This window comes from Streptomyces prunicolor, from assembly GCF_045162825.1.
In the GTDB taxonomy this organism is placed as follows: Bacteria; Actinomycetota; Actinomycetes; order Streptomycetales; family Streptomycetaceae; genus Streptomyces; species Streptomyces prunicolor.
Map to the genome: position 1 here is coordinate 8,296,337 of NZ_CP108676.1, position 20,123 is coordinate 8,316,459.

The window sequence follows — 20,123 nt, forward strand, 5'->3', positions numbered from 1 at the left end:
TCGGCGTCCGCCCCACCCTCAAACCCCGCTGTGGGGCGGGCGCCGATCGGAACCCGTGCGAACGCAGCCGTTGCCAACTGGCATCGGCCGCGCGCATGTTCATCTTGTAAATCTGTGCCTAGGCACAACCCTCCGCGGCTTTTGACAAGCGCGGCATCCCCGCCGGTCAGGCGGCGAAGGAGATGGTCAACGTGTCCGCTACGCCCGTGCTGGCGTTGCGCGGAGTCTCCAAGCGATTCGGTGCGGTGCAGGCCCTCACCGAAGTAGAGCTGGAGGTTCACGCCGGAGAAGTCGTCGCACTGGTCGGCGACAACGGCGCAGGAAAGTCCACCCTGGTGAAGACCATCGCCGGAGTGCACCCCATCGATGAGGGAGTCATCGAGTGGGAGGGCAACCCGGTCAGCATCACCAAGCCGCACGACGCCCAGGGACTCGGCGTCGCGACGGTCTACCAGGACCTCGCCCTGTGCGACAACCTCGACGTCGTCGGCAACCTCTACCTCGGGCGTGAGCTGCTGCGCCACGGGGTCATCGACGAGGTCACGATGGAGAAGAACTCCCGTGAGCTGCTGAGCACGCTCTCCATCCGCATCCCGAGCGTGCGCATCCCGATCGCCAGCCTCTCCGGTGGTCAGCGACAGGTCGTCGCCATCGCCCGCGCGCTGATCGGCGACCCCAAGGTCGTCATCCTCGACGAGCCCACCGCCGCCCTCGGCGTCGAGCAGACCGCCCAGGTCCTCGACCTGGTCGAGCGGCTGCGCGAGCGCAACCTCGGCGTCATCCTCATCAGCCACAACATGGCCGACGTCAAGGCGGTCGCCGACACCGTCAACGTGCTGCGCCTGGGCAAGAACAACGGCTCCTTCCCGGTGAAGGACACCAGTCAGGAAACGATCATCGCCGCGATCACCGGTGCCACGGACAACGCCGTGACCCGTCGTGCGGTGCGCAGCACGGAGGCGGCAAAGTGAGCGACACGTCAGACACCGTGAAGAAGGACGCGGAGGCCACGGCCAACGCGGCGCCCGCGGACGACCCCACGGCGGCGGCCGCGTCCGCCACCGTCGTCGACCCGCGGCTGCTGGTCCGCGAAGAGGGCTACAAGGGCTACATCACCGAGTTCAAGCGCAAGATCAAGGGCGGTGAACTCGGCTCGCTGCCGGTCGTCGCCGGCCTGATCGTCATCGGCATCATCTTCCAGTCGCAGAACAGCCGGTTCCTGAGCGCGGACAACCTGTCCAACATCAGCTACTACCTGTCGGCCACCGGCATGCTCGCCATCGGCCTGGTCTTCGTGCTGCTGCTCGGCGAGATCGACCTGTCCGTCGGCTCGGTCAGCGGTCTGGCGTCCACCCTGTTCGCCGTCTTCGTGGTCAACCACGGGATGAACGGCTGGCTGGCGCTGGTCCTGACGATCATCACGGGCATCGGCATCGGCGCGCTGCACGGCTTCTTCTTCGCGAGGATCGGCGTACCGGCGTTCGTCGTCACACTCGCCGGCTTCCTCGGCTGGAACGGTCTGATGCTGTGGCTGCTCGGTTCGAGCGGCACCATCAACATCCCGGACGAGGGTCCGGTGCACCTGCTCGGCCAGGGCTCCTTCTTCATGGACCAGTCGATCGCCGGTGCCTACATCCTGGCCGCGCTCGGCGTCGCCTCCCTGGCCTACGGCTCGCTCGTCGAGCAGCGCCGCCGCAAGGCCGCCGGGGTGCCGTTCCGGCCCACCAGCGAGATCGGGCTGCGGGTCGGTCTGCTCGCCGTGGCCGCGTTCGTCACCGCGTACGTGCTGAACTCCTCGGCCGGCGTCTCCAACTCGCTGGTGATCTTCCTCGCGTCCCTGGTGATCGTGGACTTCGTGCTCCGTCGTACCCCGTACGGCCGTAAGGTCTTCGCGGTCGGCGGTGGTATCGAGGCCGCGCGTCGTGCCGGTATCAACGTGTCCATGATCCGGATCACCGTGTTCGCCATCTCCGGCGGCTTCGCGGCGGTCGGCGGTATGTTCTTCGCCGGTCAGACCCAGAGCGCCACGCTCAACGCCGGCGGCGGCAACACCCTGATGCTGGCCATCGCGGCCGCGGTCATCGGCGGTACGAGCCTCTTCGGCGGTCGCGGCACCGTCTGGTCCGCCCTCCTGGGCATGCTCGTCATCCAGTCGATCCAGACCGGCCTCGACCTGCTCAACATGAACACGTCGATCCAGTACATGATCACCGGCGGCGTTCTGCTCGGCGCGGTCGTCATCGACTCGGTGTCCCGCAAGAGCCAGAAGGCGTCCGGTCGCGGCTGACCTGCCCCTTCGCGCAGACTGTGCCCGGTACCGAACGCGGTGCCGGGCACCGTCATGTCGTAGGAAAGGCTGTTCGTGGGTACAGCCGATCGCGTGACGTATGACGCAGAGCCCGGGCGCCGGGCGCAAAGGCGGAACATTAGACTCGACAAGCCCGGCAACAGCTCGATCAGCTCTACTCGCAAGGAGGCACGGGTGCCGCTGCTGACCCGCATCAGGGGACCGCGCGATCTGGACCGGCTCAGCCTGGAGCAGCTGGACCAGCTGGCCGGGGAGATCCGGACCTTCCTCGTCGACGCCGTCTCCAAGACCGGCGGCCACCTCGGCCCGAACCTCGGCGTGGTCGAGCTGACCATCGCCCTGCACCGCGTCTTCGAGTCGCCGAAGGACCGGGTGCTGTTCGACACCGGCCACCAGTCCTACGTCCACAAGCTGCTCACCGGCCGCCAGGACTTCTCCAAGCTCAAGATGAAGGGAGGCCTCTCCGGCTACCCCTCGCAGGCCGAGTCCGAGCACGACGTCATCGAGAACTCGCACGCCTCGACGGTCCTCGGCTGGGCCGACGGCCTCGCCAAGGCCAACCAGGTCCTCAAACGCGACGACCACGTGGTCGCGGTCATCGGTGACGGCGCGCTGACCGGCGGTATGGCCTGGGAGGCGCTGAACAACATCGCCGACGCCAAGGACCGCCCGCTCGTCATCGTCGTCAACGACAACGAGCGCTCCTACGCACCGACCATCGGCGGCCTCGCGAACCACCTGGCGACCCTGCGGACCACCGACGGCTACGAGCGCTTCCTGGCCCGCGGCAAGGACCTCCTGGAGCGCACTCCGGTCGTCGGCAAGCCCCTCTACGAGACGCTGCACGGCGCGAAGAAGGGCCTGAAGGACTTCATCGCCCCGCAGGGCATGTTCGAGGACCTCGGTCTCAAGTACGTCGGGCCCATCGACGGGCACGACATCGACGCCCTGGAGTCCGCGCTCGCCCGCGCCAAGCGCTTCGGCGGACCGGTCATCGTGCACTGCCTCACCGAGAAGGGCCGCGGCTACCAGCCCGCCCTCCAGGACGAGGCCGACCGCTTCCACGGCATCGGCCCCATCCACCCCGACACCGGCCTGCCCATCAAGGCCTCCGGCGCCGACTGGACCTCCGTCTTCGGTGACGAGATGGTCGCCCTGGGCCAGGAGCGCGAGGACATCGTCGCGATCACCGCCGCGATGCTCCAGCCGGTCGGCTTGAAGAAGTTCGCCGACGCCTTCCCCAACCGCATCTACGACGTCGGCATCGCCGAGCAGCACGCCGCCGTCTCCGCGGCCGGCCTCGCCACCGGCGGACTGCACCCCGTCTTCGCCGTCTACGCCACCTTCCTCAACCGCGCCTTCGACCAGGTGCTGATGGACGTGGCCCTGCACAAGTGCGGGGTGACCTTCGTCCTGGACCGGGCCGGCGTCACCGGCACCGACGGCGCCTCCCACAACGGCATGTGGGACATGTCGATCCTCCAGGTCGTCCCGGGCCTCCGGCTCGCCGCACCCCGCGACGCCGACCAGGTCCGCGCCCAGCTGCGCGAGGCCGTCCAGGTCGAGGACGCGCCGACGGTCGTCCGCTTCTCCAAGGGCGCCGTCGGACCCGCCGTACCCGCCGTGGGCCGCATCGGCGGCATGGACGTGCTGCGCGCGCCCGGCACCGACGCCCCGGACGTGCTGCTGGTCTCGGTCGGCGCCCTGGCGCCCATGTGCCTGGAGATCGCCGCCCTGCTCGACAAGCAGGGCATCACCACCACCGTCGTCGACCCGCGCTGGGTCAAGCCCGTCGACGAGGCCATGGCCCCGCTCGCCGAGCAGCATCGAGTGGTCGTCACCGTCGAGGACAACTCCCGTGTCGGCGGCGTCGGTTCGTCGATCGCGCAGGCGTTGCGCGACGCGGGCGTCGACGTCCCGCTGCGCGACTTCGGCATCCCGCCGCGCTTCCTCGACCACGCCTCCCGCGCCGAGGTGATGACGGAGATCGGCCTGACCGCTCCCGACATCGCCCGCCAGGTCACCGGCCTGGTCTCGAAGCTGGACGGCCGGTTCGAACGGCCCACGGCCGAGGTCGACTCGGTGGAGTCCGCACGCGACTGACAGGTGACCGGCACCGCTGAACGGGCCGCTTCCGCCACTCTTTGCAGTGGTGAAAGCGGCCCGTTCGCGTGAATCGGCTCGCGCCGGGGCATACGGACTACGCCCCCTCTCGATCATGTCGAGGACGCCAAGCGTGGGAGGTACACCCGTGAGCAGCACCCTCTTCCGGACGAAGAGAGTCGAACAGTCCATCAAGGACACCGAGGAACCGGAGCACGCGCTCAGAAAATCCCTCTCGGCCCTGGATCTGACCGTGTTCGGCGTCGGTGTCGTCATCGGCACCGGCATCTTCGTCCTCACCGGCACGGCCGCCAAGAACACCGCCGGCCCCGCGGTGGCCCTGTCCTTCGTCGTCGCCGGCGTCGTCTGTGCCCTCGCGGCGCTCTGCTACGCCGAGTTCGCGTCCACGGTCCCGGTCGCGGGCTCCGCGTACACCTTCTCGTACGCCTCGCTCGGCGAGTTCCCCGCCTGGATCATCGGCTGGGACCTGGTCCTCGAACTCGCCCTCGGTACGGCGGTGGTGGCCGTCGGCTGGTCCGGCTACATCCACTCGCTGCTGGACAACGCGGGCTGGCAGCTGCCCGAGGCGCTCAGCGGCCGGGACGGCGCCCACGGCTTCGGCTTCGACATCCTCGCCGCCGCGCTCGTGCTCGTCCTCACCGCGATCCTCGTGCTCGGCATGAAGCTCTCCGCGCGGGTGACCTCCGTCGTCGTCGCCATCAAGGTCGCCGTCGTGCTCGTGGTGATCGTCGCCGGCGCCTTCTTCATCAAGGGCGACAACTACAAGCCGTTCATCCCCAAGTCGCAGGCCGTGGAGGCGGGCGGCAACCTCAAGGCCCCCCTCATCCAGCTGATGTTCGGCTGGGCGCCCTCCAACTTCGGCGTCATGGGCATCTTCACCGCCGCCTCCGTGGTCTTCTTCGCCTTCATCGGCTTCGACGTCGTCGCCACCGCCGCCGAGGAGACCCGCAACCCGAAGCGGGACGTGCCGCGCGGCATCCTCGGCTCGCTGGTCATCTGCACCACGCTCTACGTCGCCGTCGCGGTCGTCGTGACGGGCATGCAGAAGTACAGCTCACTGTCGATCGACGCCCCGCTGGCCGACGCGTTCAAGGCCACCGGCCACCCGTGGTTCGCGGGCCTGATCAGCTTCGGCGCCGCGATCGGCCTGACAACGGTCTGCATGATCCTGCTGCTCGGCCAGGCCCGCGTGTTCTTCGCGATGAGCCGCGACGGACTGCTGCCCCGCTTCTTCTCCCACGTCCACCCGCGCTTCCGCACCCCGTACCGCCCGACCATCCTCCTCGGCGTGATCATCGCGATCGTCTCGGGCTTCACGAGCCTCAGCGAACTCGCCGAACTGGTCAACATCGGCACGCTGTTCGCGTTCATCGTGGTCGCGATCGGCGTGGTCATCCTCAGGAACAAGCGCCCGGACCTGCCCCGCGCCTTCCGCACCCCCCTGGTCCCGGCCCTCCCGATCGTCTCGGTCCTGGCCTCCTTCTGGCTGATGCTCAACCTCCCCGCCGAGACCTGGCTCCGCTTCGCCATCTGGATGGCGATCGGCTTCGCCGTGTACTTCTTCTACGGCCGCACCCACAGCCGCCTGGGCCTCCAACAGGCGGCGGAGGCGGGCAAGTCGGCGGCACCGCCGAGCGGAAACGCCTCGTAGTTCCTTCGCGATCAACCCAGTTGGCCGTCCGGCCCCGCAAGTCCCGCTCGGTGGAGGAGACTTGCGGGGCCGTATCGCGTGTGTGCCGGCCGCCGAGTGTCAGCCCCGTACGCTCCGCGGTCCCGTGACCTCCGCGCCCAACTCCGTGACCCTGCGCCGCAGTTCGCGGTCCGCGGTGACCACCAGGCAGGGGCGGCCGGTGGCCTCGGCGACCAGTTCGACCATCCGGTCGTCGCCGCTGCCGGGTGCCGAGTCCACCCGTACGCCCGGGACGGACGCCACGCCGCGGGCCGCGCCCTCCACGACGAGGACGAGTTCCACGGGGTCCGTGCGGCCCGGCAGACCGTCGCTCGCGAGCCGGTCGCGGAGGCGCTCGGCGGCACCCTTGCGGTCGCGCCACCAGCCGTCGGGCACCGAGCCCACGACGTTCGCGCCGTCGACGATCACCAGCAGGGGAGTGTCCTCGTCCATGGGGCAAGGGTCGCACGCGGGCCGGGGGTGCCCCGCGCGGCAGTGGCCGCCCCAATTACAGTGAACCGGTGAACGGCGACTGGCTCATGCGCGGCCGTGACGGCCGGCTCAGTGTGTATCTGCCCTCGGGCGACGCCGTCCTGTGCCGGGCGGAACGCGGCCCCGGCGGCTTCTGGAGCGACCCGCGCAAGATCGGCGGCGACCAGAAGCTGCACCCGGGGCTGCTCGGCGTAGGACAGGGCGCGGACGGCTACGCCCACCTGGTGTCCTGGCGCCCCACGCGGGCCGGCGAGTCCGGGCTGGTCCACTCCACGCACTTCCGGCCCCGCCTCGCGGCCCTCGACTGGTATCCGATCGGCCACCCGAACAGGACGGGCGACCGTACCGGTGTACCGGCGGTCGCGGTCGACGCGGAGGGCCGCGCCCATGTCTTCGTGCGCGACGCGGCGGGCGGGGTGAGCATGCTGGCCCAGAAGGAGAAGGGCGGCTGGGACCCGTGGCGCGACCTCAAGGGGAGCGACGTCCACGAGGACCTGGCGGCGGTGACGGGGGAGTCCGGCACGGTCGAGCTGTATGCGGCGGTACCCGGCGCGATCCTGCACTGGCGCCAGGAGGAGCCGGGTGAACAGCCGGTGTTGGAGGAGGCGATGGAGTCCGGCATCCGCCCCGGCACACTCCGCGCCCTGGCCACCTCGCCGGAGCACACCACCCTCTTCTACACGGACGACTCCGGCGACCTCTGCGTCTGGCGCCCCGGCACCAAGCCGCTCGCTCTCCTCCCCTCGGCAGGCCCCGGCCCGGTCTCCGCGATCCGCTGCGAACTCGACGGCCACGACTGCACGTTGCTCGCGCAACGCTCGGCCAGCGGCCGGATCGCCTTCGCCGCGTATCCGACGGAGCAGGAGTCCGCGGGCGCCTGGTGGACCGAGTCGGGGCCCCAGCTCCCGGCGGACGCCGAGGTCTCGCTGACGCTGGACGAGGATGAGCGGGTGGCAGCCGCGACGGTGTCTCCGTCCACCGGTCAACTGCTGGTCACACGGCGGAAGGACGAAGAGGGGCTGGCGTTGGAGGCCTGGCGGGAGGTCTGAGCGACCGCTTCGGACCCGTCAACCAGCCGTAGGTGAACGGCAGTTGCCGCATCCTCGGAAGCAGCCCCCGGAATCCCTCCGGGAATCGGTTCCGGCGCCTCAGGACGAAGTGCCGCCCGTGGCAGGTGACTTCTTCGCCGACTCGGGGATCGTCGCGTCGGTGCGGAGCGCCTTCCACAGCGTCGACGCCTGCGGCTCCGCCGCGACCACCCGGTTCGGGTCGACCTTGTCGTACGCCACCGGGAGCATGATCGTCTCCATGGTGGACGGGTTGACGCCGTTCAGGCTGCGGCCGAACTCCGCGAGCTTGGTGAGCGAGGCGAGTTCGGAGTCGGTGGTGAGCGCGGCGGTGAGCTGGTCGGCGATCTTGTACGCCTTGACGGGGCTGCCCAGCAGGTCCTGCTTCTGGATCTCGGTGAGCAGGGCCAGCATGAACTTCTGCTGGAGGCCGATCCGGCCGAGGTCGCTGCCGTCGCCGATGCCGTGCCGGGTGCGGACGAACTCCAGGGACTGAGTGCCGTTCAGCCTGTGGGTGCCCTTGGTCAGGTCGAGGCCGCTGGAGGTGTCGTGGATGTCCTGGTCGACGGTGACGGTCACGCCGCCTATCGCGTCCACCAGGTCCTTGAAGCCGGCGAAGTCGACCTCGACGTAGTGGTCCATGCGGACCCCGGACATCTCCTCCACCGTCTTCACCACACAGGCCGGACCGACCTGCGAGTAGATGGAGTTGAACATCACACGCTTCGCCGACGCGACCGAGGAGCCGTTCGACTTGGTGCACGTGGGGCGGGTCACCAGGGTGTCGCGCGGGATGCTGACGGCGACGGCCTTCTGGCGGCCCTCGGGTATGTGCATCACCAGCGCGGTGTCCGAACGGGCGCCGGAGACGTTGCCGGTGTTCAGCTTCGCGTTGGCGCCGGCGCGTGAGTCGGAGCCCAGTATCAGGATGTTCTGGCCCGAAGTGGGCAGCTTCTCCGGCCGGTTGTCACCGATCGCCTTGTCGATGTCGACGCCCTTGATGTTGCCGTCGATCCCGCTGTAGAGCCAGTACGCGGTACCCGCTCCGGCGAGGACCAGGACGGCCAGCGAGAGCAGGATCCAGCGGCCGCTGCGGCGCTTGCCGGTGCGTCCGCGCTTGCGTCCTCGCCCGCCGCCGCGCCGCGAGGGCGTGTCGGAGTCGCTGTGCTGGGGCGTCGAGACATGGCTCATCCTGCGTCGAGTCCTCGTGGGTCGTGCCCCGGAGACGGGGCGGTGGTGTGGCGTGAGGACTCGGGTGGGGGGAGGCCGGTCCCAGTACTGCTGCCCGGTGGAATCCACCCAAGGGCGGACGATCGCACGATCATGCACAACCGGTGATGTATTTGTAAACAGCAGCCAAAGAAATAGTATGCCCGCCATGACTTGGCTGATAACCGGCGGTGCGGGCTTCATCGGAGCCCATGTCGTCCGCGCGATGCTCGCCGCGGGCGAGCGCGTCGCGGTGTACGACGACCTCTCGACGGGCGACCCCGCCCGCGTCCCCGACGACGTGCCCTTCGTGAAGGGTTCGGTGCTGGACGCCGAACTGCTCCGGGCCACCTGCACCGGTCTCGGGATCACCGGAGTGGTCCACCTCGCGGCGAAGAAGCAGGTCGGCGAGTCGGTCGAGCGGCCCTTGCACTACTACCGGGAGAACGTCCAGGGCCTGCAGACCCTGCTGCAGGCCGCCGCCGACACCGGCGTCCGGAGCTTCCTGTTCTCCTCCTCGGCGGCCGTCTACGGCATGCCCGACGTGGACCTGGTGACGGAGGACACTCCCTGCGTCCCCGTCAACCCGTACGGCGAGACCAAGCTGGCGGGAGAGTGGCTGGTTCGCGCTGCCGGCCGGGCGCACGGCATGACCACCGCCTGCCTGCGCTACTTCAACGTGGCCGGAGCGGCGGACGAACTCCTCGCCGACTCGGGCGTGTTCAACCTTGTCCCGATGGTCTTCGAGAAGCTGAGCCTCGGCAGCGCCCCGGTGGTCTTCGGCGACGACTACGACACCGCCGACGGCACCTGCGTACGGGACTTCATCCACGTCGAGGACATCGCCTCCGCCCATCTGGCGGCCGCACGCGCGCTGTCCGCGCGGGAACCGGGCAGCGATCTGACGGTCAACATCGGTCGTGGGGAGGGGGTTTCGGTACGCGAGATGATCACGCTGATCGCCGAGGTCACCGGCTACGGTCCCGCGGCGGCGCCGGTGACCGCACCGCGCAGGCCCGGCGACCCGGCGCGGGTCGTCGCCTCCGCCGACCGCGTCCGTGCCGAGCTCGGCTGGACGGCCCGCCACGACGTCCGCGCGATGGTCACCTCGGCATGGGCGGGCTGGTGCCACGGCCATCCCGAGGCCCGCCGCTGATGGCCACCACGGTGCGGGACGGTGCCGTCACGGCGCGACCGGCCGGCGGGACCGCGGCCGGCCGCACGGTGCGGTCCGGGCCGTGGCTGCTCACCGGGCACGACGGCCGCCTGATCGTCTACGTGCACGTCGACGACGCCGTGCTGCGGTGGACCGAGAGCAGCCCGGGCGGCCCCGACTGGACCGGCCCGGACGTCCTGCCGCTCAAGGGCGTGAGCGAACTCACCGTCGTCCAGGGCGGCAACCGCTACGCACACCTGATCGGCCGCCGGATCCGGGGCACCGCCGACGCACCCCCGGCCGTGGACCTGGTCTACGCGATCCAGTACCAGGCGGGCCGCCCGCTGAGCGAGTGGCGGTCCGTCGGCAACCCGCACGCCAAGCGGGAACGCACCGCGCAGATGGGCACCCCCACCGCTGTCGTCGACACGTCGGGCGCCCTGCACATCCTCGTCCCCACGGCCGAGGGACATCTGGCCGTACGGCGGGAGGGCACGGGCGGACGCTGGGAGCCCTGGCTGGACCTCAAGGTCGCGGCCGTCCTGGACACACCGGCCGCGGTGGCCACCTCCACCGGCGAGGTGCACCTCCTCGCCCCGGCGGGCACCGGCGCCCTGACCTGGTGCCAGCCGCGGCCGGGCGGGGCGCCGGCACGGGGCCAGGACCTCGGCGTGGTGGTGCTGCCCGGCTCCGCGACCGGTGTGGAGACCTCACCGGGCCGGGTCACGTACTACGTCACCGACGCGGTCGGCGGCGGTGTCGTCGCCGTACGGCCCGGCGCCTGGCCGGTGCCCGTCGGCGGGAGCCCGGGGGACGGACGGCACACCGCGCTCGCCACCGTCCTCGACGGCTACTCCTGCACGGTGCTGGCCCACCGCGACACCGAGGGCCGGATCGTACTGGGCGTGTGCGGCGCGGAGGACGAGCACAACGGCGTGTGGTGGACCGACACCGGCACCGTCTGCGTGGGCGATCCGGTGCTGGCCCGCGACGGTCTCGGCCGGATCGTGCTGCTGGCCCTGACCGAGGACCGCGGGCTCGCGCTGACCCGCCAACAGGACGGCCCGGGGCTGACCCTGGGCGACTGGAGACCGCTGTGACCGTGCACCGCGAGAAGGACGTGAAGGCATGACACGCAGATCCGCCGCCCAGGTGCCCGAGGGCCGCGGGCACGTGGTCGCCGTCGTCGTACCGGAACCCCGGGACGCGGTGGGGCCGGTCGGTCGGGAGGCCCCCGGCGCGGAGATCGCCGTGGTCTGTCTGCGGCCGGGCGGCAAGGACGGCCGGGCGGCGCTCGACCGGGCGCTCGCCGCGGCCGAGGCCCGGGGCTGCCGGGTGCGGGGCGGCCCCCGGGTGCTGGACGCCGACGCCGGGAACGCGTCGGCCGCGCTGGCGGCGGAGCTGCTCGCGATCGATCCCGAACGGCTGCACACCCTCGATCCGGACCCCGTGCACACGGGCGTCGACGAGGCGACCGGTGTCCTGTCGTACGGCGTGCCGGACGAGCACGCCGAGACCGCCGCCGTCGTCCTCGCCGCGGCCCGGGCCCATCAGGCCGCTACGGGACGCCCGTTGTACGTCGAGTGCCGTCGGGCCGAGCGGGTACCGGGGCCCGGCGACGACACCCCCGCGCGCTACCCGGTGCCCGTGAACTGGCTCTCGGCCGGCTTCGACGGCCGGCTCAGCGCCTTCCTGCCGACGGCCGCCGGTGTGGTCCGCTGGCACGAGGAGGTGCCGGGTGGACGGTGGCGCGGTCCCGAACTCCTGGAAGGCCAGGGCCTGTTGCCGGGCCTGCTGGTGATCCGGGACCCGCACGGGCTGCCGCATCTCCTCGCCCTGCGCCGGACCGCGCGCGGCGACGGCGGCGCGGACGTCGAGGTCGTGCACGCGGCCCAGTACCGCACCGGCCGCCCGCCGACCCCCTGGCTCACCCTCGGCGGCCCCAACTCCGCTGCCTGGCGCAAGGGGCGTGAAGTCGGGTTCCCCGCGGCCGCGTTCGACGCCGCCGGAGATCTCCACGTGTTCGTGCGCAACTTCGGACACAGCGTCAGCCACCGCCGCCGCTCGGCCGACGGCACCTGGACGCCGTGGCAGCACCTGAGCGGACTCCGCGTCGCCGACGAACTCGTGGCGGTGACCGCCGAGCACGGCGGGGTCGAGCTGTACGCCCGGGCCCGGGACACCCCGGCCGTACTCCGGTGGTACCCCGGCCCCGGACCCGGCGGAGCGTGGAGCGAGGACCGTACGCTCCCGTTCGCCGCGCGTCCCGGCACGCTCGCGGCGGCGGCCGAGCCGGGCGCCGTTCTGTTCCGTGACGCCCGCACCGGCCGTACCTGCTTCTGGCGGCCCGGCGCTCCCGGTCCGTACCCGCTCGACGACCCGGCACCGGAGACCGGGGCCGACGGGCCCACAGCCGTGGCGCCGGGCGTCGAACTGGCCGGCTGGGGCTACTCCGTGCTGGTCGGAAAGGGCGCGGACGGCGGCTGTTCCCTGGGCGCCCACCCGGCCGCCCGGCCCGACACCGGGGTGTGGTGGCAGGACGTAGGCGCCCCCTCGTACGGTGCTCCCGCCGCGGCCGTCAGCCGGACGGGACGGCTCGCCGTGGCGACCCGGCTGCCCGGCGGACGCCTGCTGGTGGCGCGCCGTGACGAGAGCCGGGAGGACGGTCTCGTCCTCGGCGGCTGGCGACCCGTGGCTTGAATTCGCAAGGGAACGCAAGGGGAGCGGAAAGGCGTTCCCAAGCGCGGCCCATGGTTTCCCGATGTGAAGATCGCAAATGGTTGTACGGGTCGCCTGTGATCAAGGTCGCGGTCAATCGCAGGTCAACGCGCGTCGACACTTAGGTGAAGGATTGTTAAAGTTCGGGGCGCTCATGTGATTGAACTGTGAAGCGACAGGCGTATCTGATGAAGGAGTGACGGGGGGCTATGGCCAGGCTTTCGCTGCGGGCTGTCCAAAAACTGACCTGCAAGAAACGAGACGCCTGGTGGACGGTCTTCCTCGTCGACCCCGTCGCCACCCGACTGCTGCTCGTCATGGCCAGGTTCCGGTTCATCACCCCGAACCGGGTCACCTGGGCCGCGCTCTTCATCGGCCTGGCCGCGGGCGGCTTCTTCCTGAAGGGCGACCGTCAGTCGCTGATCATCGGGGCCCTGCTCTACCACCTGAGCTTCATCCTCGACTGCATCGACGGCAAGCTGGCCCGCCTCAAGGGCACCGGCACCGTCTTCGGCGGCTGGCTCGACTACGTCTTCGACCGCATCCGCGTGCTGTTCTGCGCGCTCGCCCTGATGGGCGGACAGTTCTTCCCCCAGGACGACGAGCGGTACCTGGTGGCCGCCCTGGTCGTGGTCTTCCTCGACATGCTGCGCTACGTCGACGCGCTGCAGATCTACAAGATGCGCATGTCGATGCGGACCAAGATCGAGAAGGTCACCAAGAGCCGCGCCGAGGCCGAGCAGGCGGAGCGGGCGGAGCGGGCGGAGCGGGCGGAGCGGGAGGCCCAGGAGGCGGCCGCCGAGGGCCCGCAGGTCGTCTTCATGGAGGATCTGCTGCGGGAGAACCCGCACATCTCCACCGAGGACCTGCGCGCGGAGGCGGGTGCCTCCAACGTGGTCGACCTGCACGAGCAGTTCCGCGGCCAGTTCCCCTGGTACACCCGGATCCGCCGGGCCATGCTGCGCACCCGGGTGCGCCCGCACCTGATCAGCGGCATCGAGTTCCAGATGTTCGTCTTCATCGTGGGCCCGCTGATCGGCCAGATCCTGTGGACCACCGCTGTCTCGGCCGGCCTGCTGATCGGCTTCGAACTCGTCATCATGTACAAGTTCTGGCTCTCCACCCGTGACTTCACCCGGGTCATGGAGGAGCTGAACCCCGACGCGGACACGGCCGGCACCATCGCCCCGCACCTGCACCGCGGCCGCCACCGCCAGCGCGGTGCCGCGCAGGCGGCCCTGCTCGCCGACGAGCGCTACCAGGCGCCCGGGCCGGAGGAGGACCCCTTCTTCCAGCCCTACCCCCAGCCGAACGTCGCCTCCCCCGAGTCCGACGTCCCCGACCAGAACGACGGGCTTCCGCACATCCCGAGGCCGCACGGCGACACCATGCCGATCCGCCAGTTCGGGCAGGCGCTGCCGGGCACGTCCCGCAAGGCGCCGGGGGCCTGGGAGAACTCCTGATGAGAGCAGGCGCGGGACACCACCCGATGCAGCAGACGTACGACGGCGACAACCTCTGGGTCACCGTGGTCATCCCCGCCTACAACGCGGCCACCACGATCGGCAAGGCCCTCCAGTCGGCCGTGAACCAGACGTACGAGCTGGTCGAGGTGATCGTCGTCGACGACGCCTCCACCGACGGCACCATCGAGGTCGTCGCCAACTTCGCCGGCACCGACCCCCGGGTGCGCGTGCTGCGCCGCAAGCAGAACAGCGGCGGCGTCGGCGCCCCGCGCAACTGGGGCATCGCCCAGGCCGCCGGCCGGTGGGTGACGTTCCTGGACGCCGACGACGAACTGCCGCCCCGCGCCTGCGAGCGGCTGGTCGCCTCCGCCCTGGAGACCGGCAGCGACATCACCGCGGGCAAGGCGCTGCGCGTCAACCGGGCCACCGGCGACTCCGAGGCCTGGGCGCCGGAGGTCTACGCGATGGGCCGTACGGTCTCCGGACTGGAGGAGTTCCCCCTCCTGCTGTCCGACCCGATCGCCGCCGCCAAGCTCTACAGCGTGGAGTTCCTGCGCTCGTCCGGGGTGTGGTTCCCCGAGGGCGTGTTCTACGAAGACACCTACTTCTCCACGGTCGCCGGCTGCCTGGCCCGGGGCATCACCGTGCTCACGGAGCCCGTCTACCGCTGGATGTGGGAGTCGGAGGGTGGTGCCTCCATCACCGGCCGCACCGGCGAACTGCGCAGCATCAGCGACCGGATCGCGGTCCACCGGGCCACCGACGCCTTCCTGCTGGAGCGCGGCCTGTGGCAGCTGAAGGTACGCAAGGACGCCAAGTTCCTCGCCCACGACCTGCGCCTATACATGCGCGCGCTCGCCGAGGGCGACGCCGACTTCCAGCAGGGCTTCGCCGACATCGTCAGCTCCTACCTGTTCTCCCTCGGCGACGAGGTGTTCGACCTGTGCGGTCCGGTCGACCGGGTGCGCGCCTACTTCCTGATGTACGAGGAGATCGAGGCCGCCCTCACCACGCTGGACTACACCCAGCGCAAGAGCGTGTTCTCCTCCCACCTGGTGGAGGAGGACGGCCGGGTGTACTGGTCCGCCGACCATCTGCACCTGCCCGACGCCCGGCGCATGCTGGACGTCACCGAACTGGGCCTGGCCGCCGCCCCGGTGACCCAGATCCCCCTCTTCGCCCAGCTCGACACCTGGCGCGTGGCGGGTACGGAGCTGACGTACACCGGCGAACTCGTCAACCGCTTCGGCCGTATCACCGCGGCCGACTCCGTCTCCCTCTCCCTGGCCGTACGCAACCGGCACACCAAGAAGGACGTCCTGGTGCCGGTCCCCAAGGTCTCGGTCGACGACCGCCTCGTGACCTTCGAGGGCACGGCCGACCTGGTCCGGCTGCTCGGGAACGACCTCGCCGACAGCACCGTGTGGAACGTCTCGGTCGTCGTCGAGTGGAACCGCAGCCGCTCCCGCTCCGCGCTGAACGTCCGTGACATCGCCCTGGAAGGCCTCACCTTCGACCGGGACGGCGAGGAGTACGAGGGGTACCGCACCGTCAGCGGCAACCTCGCCCTCCGCTCCGCCACGGCCGGCCGGCGTACCTTCGAGACCGAGCAGAGCGACCCGAACGCCCCCTGGATGTGGTGGCGCGACCGGATCCACCCGCCGGTGCGCCGGCTCACCGGCCCCTTCGAGCTCGCCGTCGTGGTGCCCTGCTACAACGTGGCGAAGTACCTCGACGACTGCCTGGCCTCCCTCGCCGCCCAGCGCGGCTTCGCCACCGTCCAGGTCATCCTGGTGAACGACGGCTCCACCGACGAGACGCCCCAGATGCTGGAACGATTCGCCGGCTACTACGCCAACGTCACCGTCGTCCACCAGCGCAACGGCGGCCTCGGCAACGCCCGCAACACCGGCCTCGACCAGGTCCGCGCCCCCTACGTCACCTTCCTCGACTCCGACGACATCCTCGGCGAGGACGCCCTCGCCGCCATGGCCGAGGCCGCGTACCGCGACGGTTCCGAGGTCGTCATGGGCGACCTCGTCAACTTCCCCGACCGGCCCTACGGCCCGTGGAAGGACTACTTCGGCGACGGCGACCGCCTGGTCACGGACTTCGCCGAGATCCCCGACATGATCTTCAGCGGGTCGGCCTGCAACAAGCTCTTCAGCACCGCCCTGCTGCGCCGCCTCGGTCTGCGCTTCGGCGAGGGCGTGCACTTCGAGGACGCCTGGCTGACCCTGCCCGCGATGCTCCGCGCGAACTCCCTCAGTCTCGTCGACCGACCCGTCTACTGGTACCGGGGCCGCCCCGACGGCTCGTCCATCATGGACTCGCTGTGGAGCAAGCCCGCCAACTACCGGGACCACCTGCGCCTCAACCACTTCCTGCTGGACCACAGCGCCGAGGAACGCCCCGAGATCCGCCGGATGTTCCAGCGCTACGCCACCCGCACCTACAAGGGCTTCCTGTGCAACGCCCGCAATGTGATGGGCCGTTCGCAACTCGCCGAGATGTTCCCGGACATCCACCGGCACTACGCGCAGATCCCCGACGACGTCATCACCGAGTTCGTCACCAGCCCCGCCCAGCAGCTCGACCACTACGCGGCGAAGACCGCCAACTTCCCGCTGTTCTGCGACCCGGAACCGGCGCTCGCCGCCGCCCCGCCGATCGTGGACGTGGACGACGACGGCTTCTACCGCACCTTCCCCGGCGGGACGCGGCCGAGCAGCGCGGCCCGGGTGAAGGACCCGAACGTTGTCGTGGAGAGCGTCCGCACCCGCGACGACGTACTCGTCCTCGAAGGGTGCATGGCCTTCCCGGGCCTGGACCTCAGCGGCCCGATGGGCAACCGCCTGGAGCTCGTCTACCAGGTCCGCGACACCAAGGTCACCGTCCCGCTCACCCAGGTCTACCGCCGAGACCTCTACAACGCCCGCGGCGAACGCGACCTGTACGCCGGCTGGTACGCGGAACTCCCCGCCGCGAAACTCGCCGAAAGCGGCTTCGGCGTCGGCGACTTCAGGCTGCGCGTGCACCGCGCCGACGGCACCCGCCACCGCAACGTGATCATGAAGGCCCGCCTGGCCCTGCACCGCCTCAAGGGCCCGGGCAAGGTCGGCCGCCACCCCTACATGCTGACCATCGGCGCCCAGGACGCCCTGCACCTACGGCTCGTGGCCGCCGGCCGCTTCGCCCGCGCCCGGCACACGATGTGGCGGGCCGGCCGTGAACTGCGCATCCTCAGGACCCGCAACCCCGGCTGGCGCATGCGCCTCGCCTACTGGCTGACGTATCCCCTCCTCAACGGCAAGGAGATCTGGCTGATCGGCGAGCGCTCCGACACCGCGCAGGACAACTCGTACCACTTCTTCAAGTGGATCCGGGAGAACCGCAAGCGCCGCAAGGCGTACTACGTCATCGACGCGTCCTCGGCCGACCACGCCAAGATCGCCCCGTACGGCAACGTCCTGAAGCTGGGCTCCTTCAAGCACCGGACGTATCTGCTGCACGCGACCAAGCTGATCGGCTCCTACGACTCCGAGTCCTACCTCGTCCCCGAGGGCTACAAGAAGGCGCTCTTCCTGCACCGCTTCGGCGAACTGGTCTCGTACCAAAGGGTGTTCCTCCAGCACGGCGTGACCTACAACGACGTCACCTCCGGCGCCGACCAGCGCATCGCCAGCTACGACCTGCTGGTCACCGCCGGCCGTCAGGAGCGTGACTTCATGGCGCTGGAGGCCGGCTACGGAGACCGGGCCCAGCCCGTCGGCTTCCCGCGCTTCGACGCGTTGAAGAGGGAACCGAGGGACAAGCCGCGCATCCTGCTGATGCCGACCTGGCGGCAGTGGATCGTCACCGCCTCCTACAAGAAGTCGGCCGGACCGGCGAAGACCAGCTTCACCCAGTCCGAGTACTACCGCTTCTACAAGACGCTGCTCTCCGACCCCCGCCTGGGCCGTGCGCTCGACCACTTCGGTGTGGACCTGGAGTTCTTCCCCCACTACGAGATCCGCCCCTACCTCCACACCTTCCAGTTCTCCTCACCGTCCATCCAGGTCGCCGACCCGCACACCCGCAATGTCCAACAGGCCATGAAGGAGTGCTCGTTGATGGTCACCGACTACTCGTCGGTCTTCTTCGACGTGGCCTACATGGGCATTCCGCTGGTCTACGTCCCCTTCGACGAGGAGGACTTCTACGGACGGCACTACAAGCGCGGCTACTTCAATCTCGCCGAGGACGGCTTCGGCCCGGTCTGCCGGACCGTCGACCAGGCCGTCGACGAGATCATCGCCGCCGTCCGCCGGGACTTCACCGTCGAGCCCGTCCACCGTGACCGGGTCGAGGAGTTCTTCGTGCACCGCGGCGGCGGCAACTGCGAGCGGGTCTTCGAGGCCATCGATGCCCTGGGCACCGCCTCCGCGGCCGAACTCGCCCCCGAGGGACCGGTGGGCGCGCTGCCGGCCGCCTCCCGGTGGATCGACGCGGCCTGACCTCCGGGGCGTGGCCCCTGTACCGCGTTCCCGGACCACCTCTCAACTGTCAGCAGGAGGAAAGCACTTGAGAGCACGCGCCTGGCTCGCCACCATCGTGACGACGGTGGCGATCGCCGTCCTGCCCACCACCGCACACGCCGACGACACACCACTGGTCACCACCGGCCCCGTCTTCAACGACCCCTCGGGCGACGCCACCGCCCAGAAGGAGATCCTCACGAAGATCGGGCGGCTGACGCAGGGCGCGACCGCCGGCTCCCGGATCAGGATCTCGATCTATCTGATGTGGTCGCAGTGGATCGCCGACGAACTCGTCAAGGCCGCCGCCCGCGGCGTCTCCGTCCAGGTGATCGCCGACTCGGACAGCAACAGCACGGCGTACACCTCCCTGAAGAACGGGCTCGGCACCGACACCACCGCCGACTCCTGGGTCCTCACCTGCCCCCAGGACTCCGCCTGTCTGTCCCAGGACCCGAACCCCGGCGACGCGTACACCACCGTCAACCACAACAAGTTCTTCCTGTTCAGCGAGACCACCGGCACCTCGGCGAGCGGCGCCACCCCGGTCCGCGACGTGGTGCTGCAAACCTCGTCGAACCTCACCGGCGACGATCTGACCCTCGCGTGGAACGACGCCATGATCGTCGTCGGCAACAGCGCCCTCCACCAGGCCTACGCCGACTACTTCGAGGACCTGCGGGCCGCGGGGAGCGGCGAGACCGCACAGGTCGCCGACTACCCGGTGGAGACCCAGGCCGGCGTCGCCAAGCTGTATCTCTTCCCGCGCGCGAGTGCCGACCCGATCCTCAACATCCTCAACACCGTGGACGATCCGGTCGGCGCGAACGCCGCCTGCCACGGCAACTCCACCGGCTACGGCACCTCCGACGGCCGCACGGTCATCCGGGTCGCCATGCACCAGATCACCCGGCTCGCGGTCGCCAAGAAGCTCTGGGAACTCGACAACGCCGGCTGCTACGTCGACATCGTGTACCACTGGCTGGACGAGTCGGCCTCCGGCGCCGTGGCCGCGCAGCTGGCGGCCCCGACGGCGTACGGCGGCATCGCGCTGCACCGGATGGACGAGAACACCGACGGCTACTACACCCACAGCAAGTACCTTCTGGTGGAGGGCACTTACAAGGGACAGGCCGACCAGAAGATCGTCTGGACCGGCAGCCACACGTACACGGTGCGCGCCCTCCAGGGCAACGACGAGGCCCTGTTGAAGTACGACGACCCGACTGTGCACGACGCCTACCGCCTCAACTTCTGGCACCAGCGTTCCGCCGCGGACGCGGCACCGTGACGACAGGACCGTCCCGGGCCTCCCGCGCTCTCCGCGCCGTGACCGCCCTGGCCGTCCCGCCGGCCGAAGCCGAGGCATGAGAAGAGGGCCTCCGCCCGAAAGCGGA

The 20,123-nt window shown here is 70.2% G+C and carries 13 protein-coding genes; 11 read left to right on the forward strand and 2 right to left on the reverse strand.

Annotation, left to right across the window (positions count from 1 at the left end):
• The first annotated feature begins 182 nt into the window (after nt 1-182).
• From OG588_RS37865 to OG588_RS37880, 4 genes are all read left to right on the forward strand, one after another.
• A complete protein-coding gene (locus OG588_RS37865; protein WP_405951147.1) occupies nt 183-971 on the forward strand; it encodes an ATP-binding cassette domain-containing protein in 789 nt (262 codons plus the stop codon).
• A complete protein-coding gene (locus tag OG588_RS37870; protein ID WP_405951148.1) occupies nt 968-2,287 on the forward strand; it encodes a sugar ABC transporter permease in 1,320 nt (439 codons plus the stop codon). The genes OG588_RS37865 and OG588_RS37870 overlap by 4 nt, the downstream gene beginning before the upstream one ends.
• Nucleotides 2,288-2,482: 195 nt before the next feature.
• Nucleotides 2,483-4,411, forward strand: a complete 1,929-nt coding sequence (gene dxs, locus OG588_RS37875) for a 1-deoxy-D-xylulose-5-phosphate synthase (protein ID WP_405951149.1) — start codon at nt 2,483-2,485, stop codon at nt 4,409-4,411.
• 148 nt (nt 4,412-4,559) lie between these two features.
• Nucleotides 4,560-6,083: an amino acid permease gene (locus tag OG588_RS37880; RefSeq protein ID WP_405951150.1), complete on the forward strand. Its 1,524-nt coding sequence runs from the start codon at nt 4,560-4,562 to the stop codon at nt 6,081-6,083.
• A 99-nt stretch (nt 6,084-6,182) separates the two neighbouring features.
• Here OG588_RS37880 and OG588_RS37885 read toward each other — a convergent pair whose 3' ends face one another.
• Nucleotides 6,183-6,554, reverse strand: coding sequence for an NTP pyrophosphohydrolase (locus tag OG588_RS37885; protein ID WP_366092968.1), 372 nt, complete (start codon nt 6,552-6,554; stop codon nt 6,183-6,185).
• A gap of 68 nt (nt 6,555-6,622) precedes the next feature.
• Between OG588_RS37885 and OG588_RS37890 the strand changes: the two genes are divergently transcribed.
• Nucleotides 6,623-7,642, forward strand: a complete 1,020-nt coding sequence (locus OG588_RS37890; RefSeq protein WP_405951151.1) for a hypothetical protein — start codon at nt 6,623-6,625, stop codon at nt 7,640-7,642.
• 99 nt (nt 7,643-7,741) lie between these two features.
• Here OG588_RS37890 and OG588_RS37895 read toward each other — a convergent pair whose 3' ends face one another.
• Nucleotides 7,742-8,851 carry an LCP family protein gene (locus tag OG588_RS37895; RefSeq protein WP_405951152.1) on the reverse strand — a complete coding sequence of 370 codons (1,110 nt, stop codon included), beginning with the start codon at nt 8,849-8,851 and terminating at the stop codon, nt 7,742-7,744.
• A 187-nt stretch (nt 8,852-9,038) separates the two neighbouring features.
• Here OG588_RS37895 and galE point away from each other — a divergent pair, with 187 nt between their 5' ends.
• The 6 genes from galE to OG588_RS37925 all read left to right on the forward strand — a co-directional run bounded on the left by galE (nt 9,039) and on the right by OG588_RS37925 (nt 20,017).
• Nucleotides 9,039-10,025 (forward strand): UDP-glucose 4-epimerase GalE, encoded by a 987-nt coding sequence (gene galE / locus OG588_RS37900; RefSeq protein ID WP_405951153.1) that lies wholly within the window; start codon nt 9,039-9,041, stop codon nt 10,023-10,025.
• Entirely contained in the window at nt 10,025-11,125 is a 1,101-nt protein-coding gene (locus OG588_RS37905) for a hypothetical protein (RefSeq protein ID WP_405951154.1), read from the forward strand. The genes galE and OG588_RS37905 overlap by 1 nt, the downstream gene beginning before the upstream one ends.
• A gap of 28 nt (nt 11,126-11,153) precedes the next feature.
• Nucleotides 11,154-12,725 carry a hypothetical protein gene (locus OG588_RS37910; protein ID WP_405951155.1) on the forward strand — a complete coding sequence of 524 codons (1,572 nt, stop codon included), beginning with the start codon at nt 11,154-11,156 and terminating at the stop codon, nt 12,723-12,725.
• Between the two features lie 227 nt (nt 12,726-12,952).
• On the forward strand, nt 12,953-14,206 hold the full coding sequence (locus OG588_RS37915) for a CDP-alcohol phosphatidyltransferase family protein (RefSeq protein WP_405951156.1): 1,254 nt from the start codon (nt 12,953-12,955) through the stop codon (nt 14,204-14,206).
• Complete coding sequence (locus OG588_RS37920) at nt 14,206-18,705, forward strand: glycosyltransferase (protein ID WP_405951157.1); 4,500 nt, start codon at nt 14,206-14,208, stop codon at nt 18,703-18,705. The genes OG588_RS37915 and OG588_RS37920 overlap by 1 nt, the downstream gene beginning before the upstream one ends.
• 67 nt (nt 18,706-18,772) lie before the next feature.
• A complete protein-coding gene (locus tag OG588_RS37925; protein ID WP_405951158.1) occupies nt 18,773-20,017 on the forward strand; it encodes a phospholipase D-like domain-containing protein in 1,245 nt (414 codons plus the stop codon).
• The last annotated feature ends 106 nt before the right edge of the window (nt 20,018-20,123 follow it).

What these genes read in the sequence shown, in the direction of transcription:
- OG588_RS37910 (WP_405951155.1), top strand. Translation starts at nt 11,154, where the DNA reads ATGACACGCAGATCCGCCGCCCAGGTGCCCGAGGGCCGCGGGCACGTG.
- galE (WP_405951153.1), top strand. Translation starts at nt 9,039, where the DNA reads ATGACTTGGCTGATAACCGGCGGTGCGGGCTTCATCGGAGCCCATGTC.
- OG588_RS37905 (WP_405951154.1), top strand. Translation starts at nt 10,025, where the DNA reads ATGGCCACCACGGTGCGGGACGGTGCCGTCACGGCGCGACCGGCCGGC.
- OG588_RS37885 (WP_366092968.1), bottom strand. Translation starts at nt 6,554, where the DNA reads ATGGACGAGGACACTCCCCTGCTGGTGATCGTCGACGGCGCGAACGTC.
- OG588_RS37895 (WP_405951152.1), bottom strand. Translation starts at nt 8,851, where the DNA reads ATGAGCCATGTCTCGACGCCCCAGCACAGCGACTCCGACACGCCCTCG.
- OG588_RS37915 (WP_405951156.1), top strand. Translation starts at nt 12,953, where the DNA reads ATGGCCAGGCTTTCGCTGCGGGCTGTCCAAAAACTGACCTGCAAGAAA.
- OG588_RS37920 (WP_405951157.1), top strand. Translation starts at nt 14,206, where the DNA reads ATGAGAGCAGGCGCGGGACACCACCCGATGCAGCAGACGTACGACGGC.
- OG588_RS37865 (WP_405951147.1), top strand. Translation starts at nt 183, where the DNA reads ATGGTCAACGTGTCCGCTACGCCCGTGCTGGCGTTGCGCGGAGTCTCC.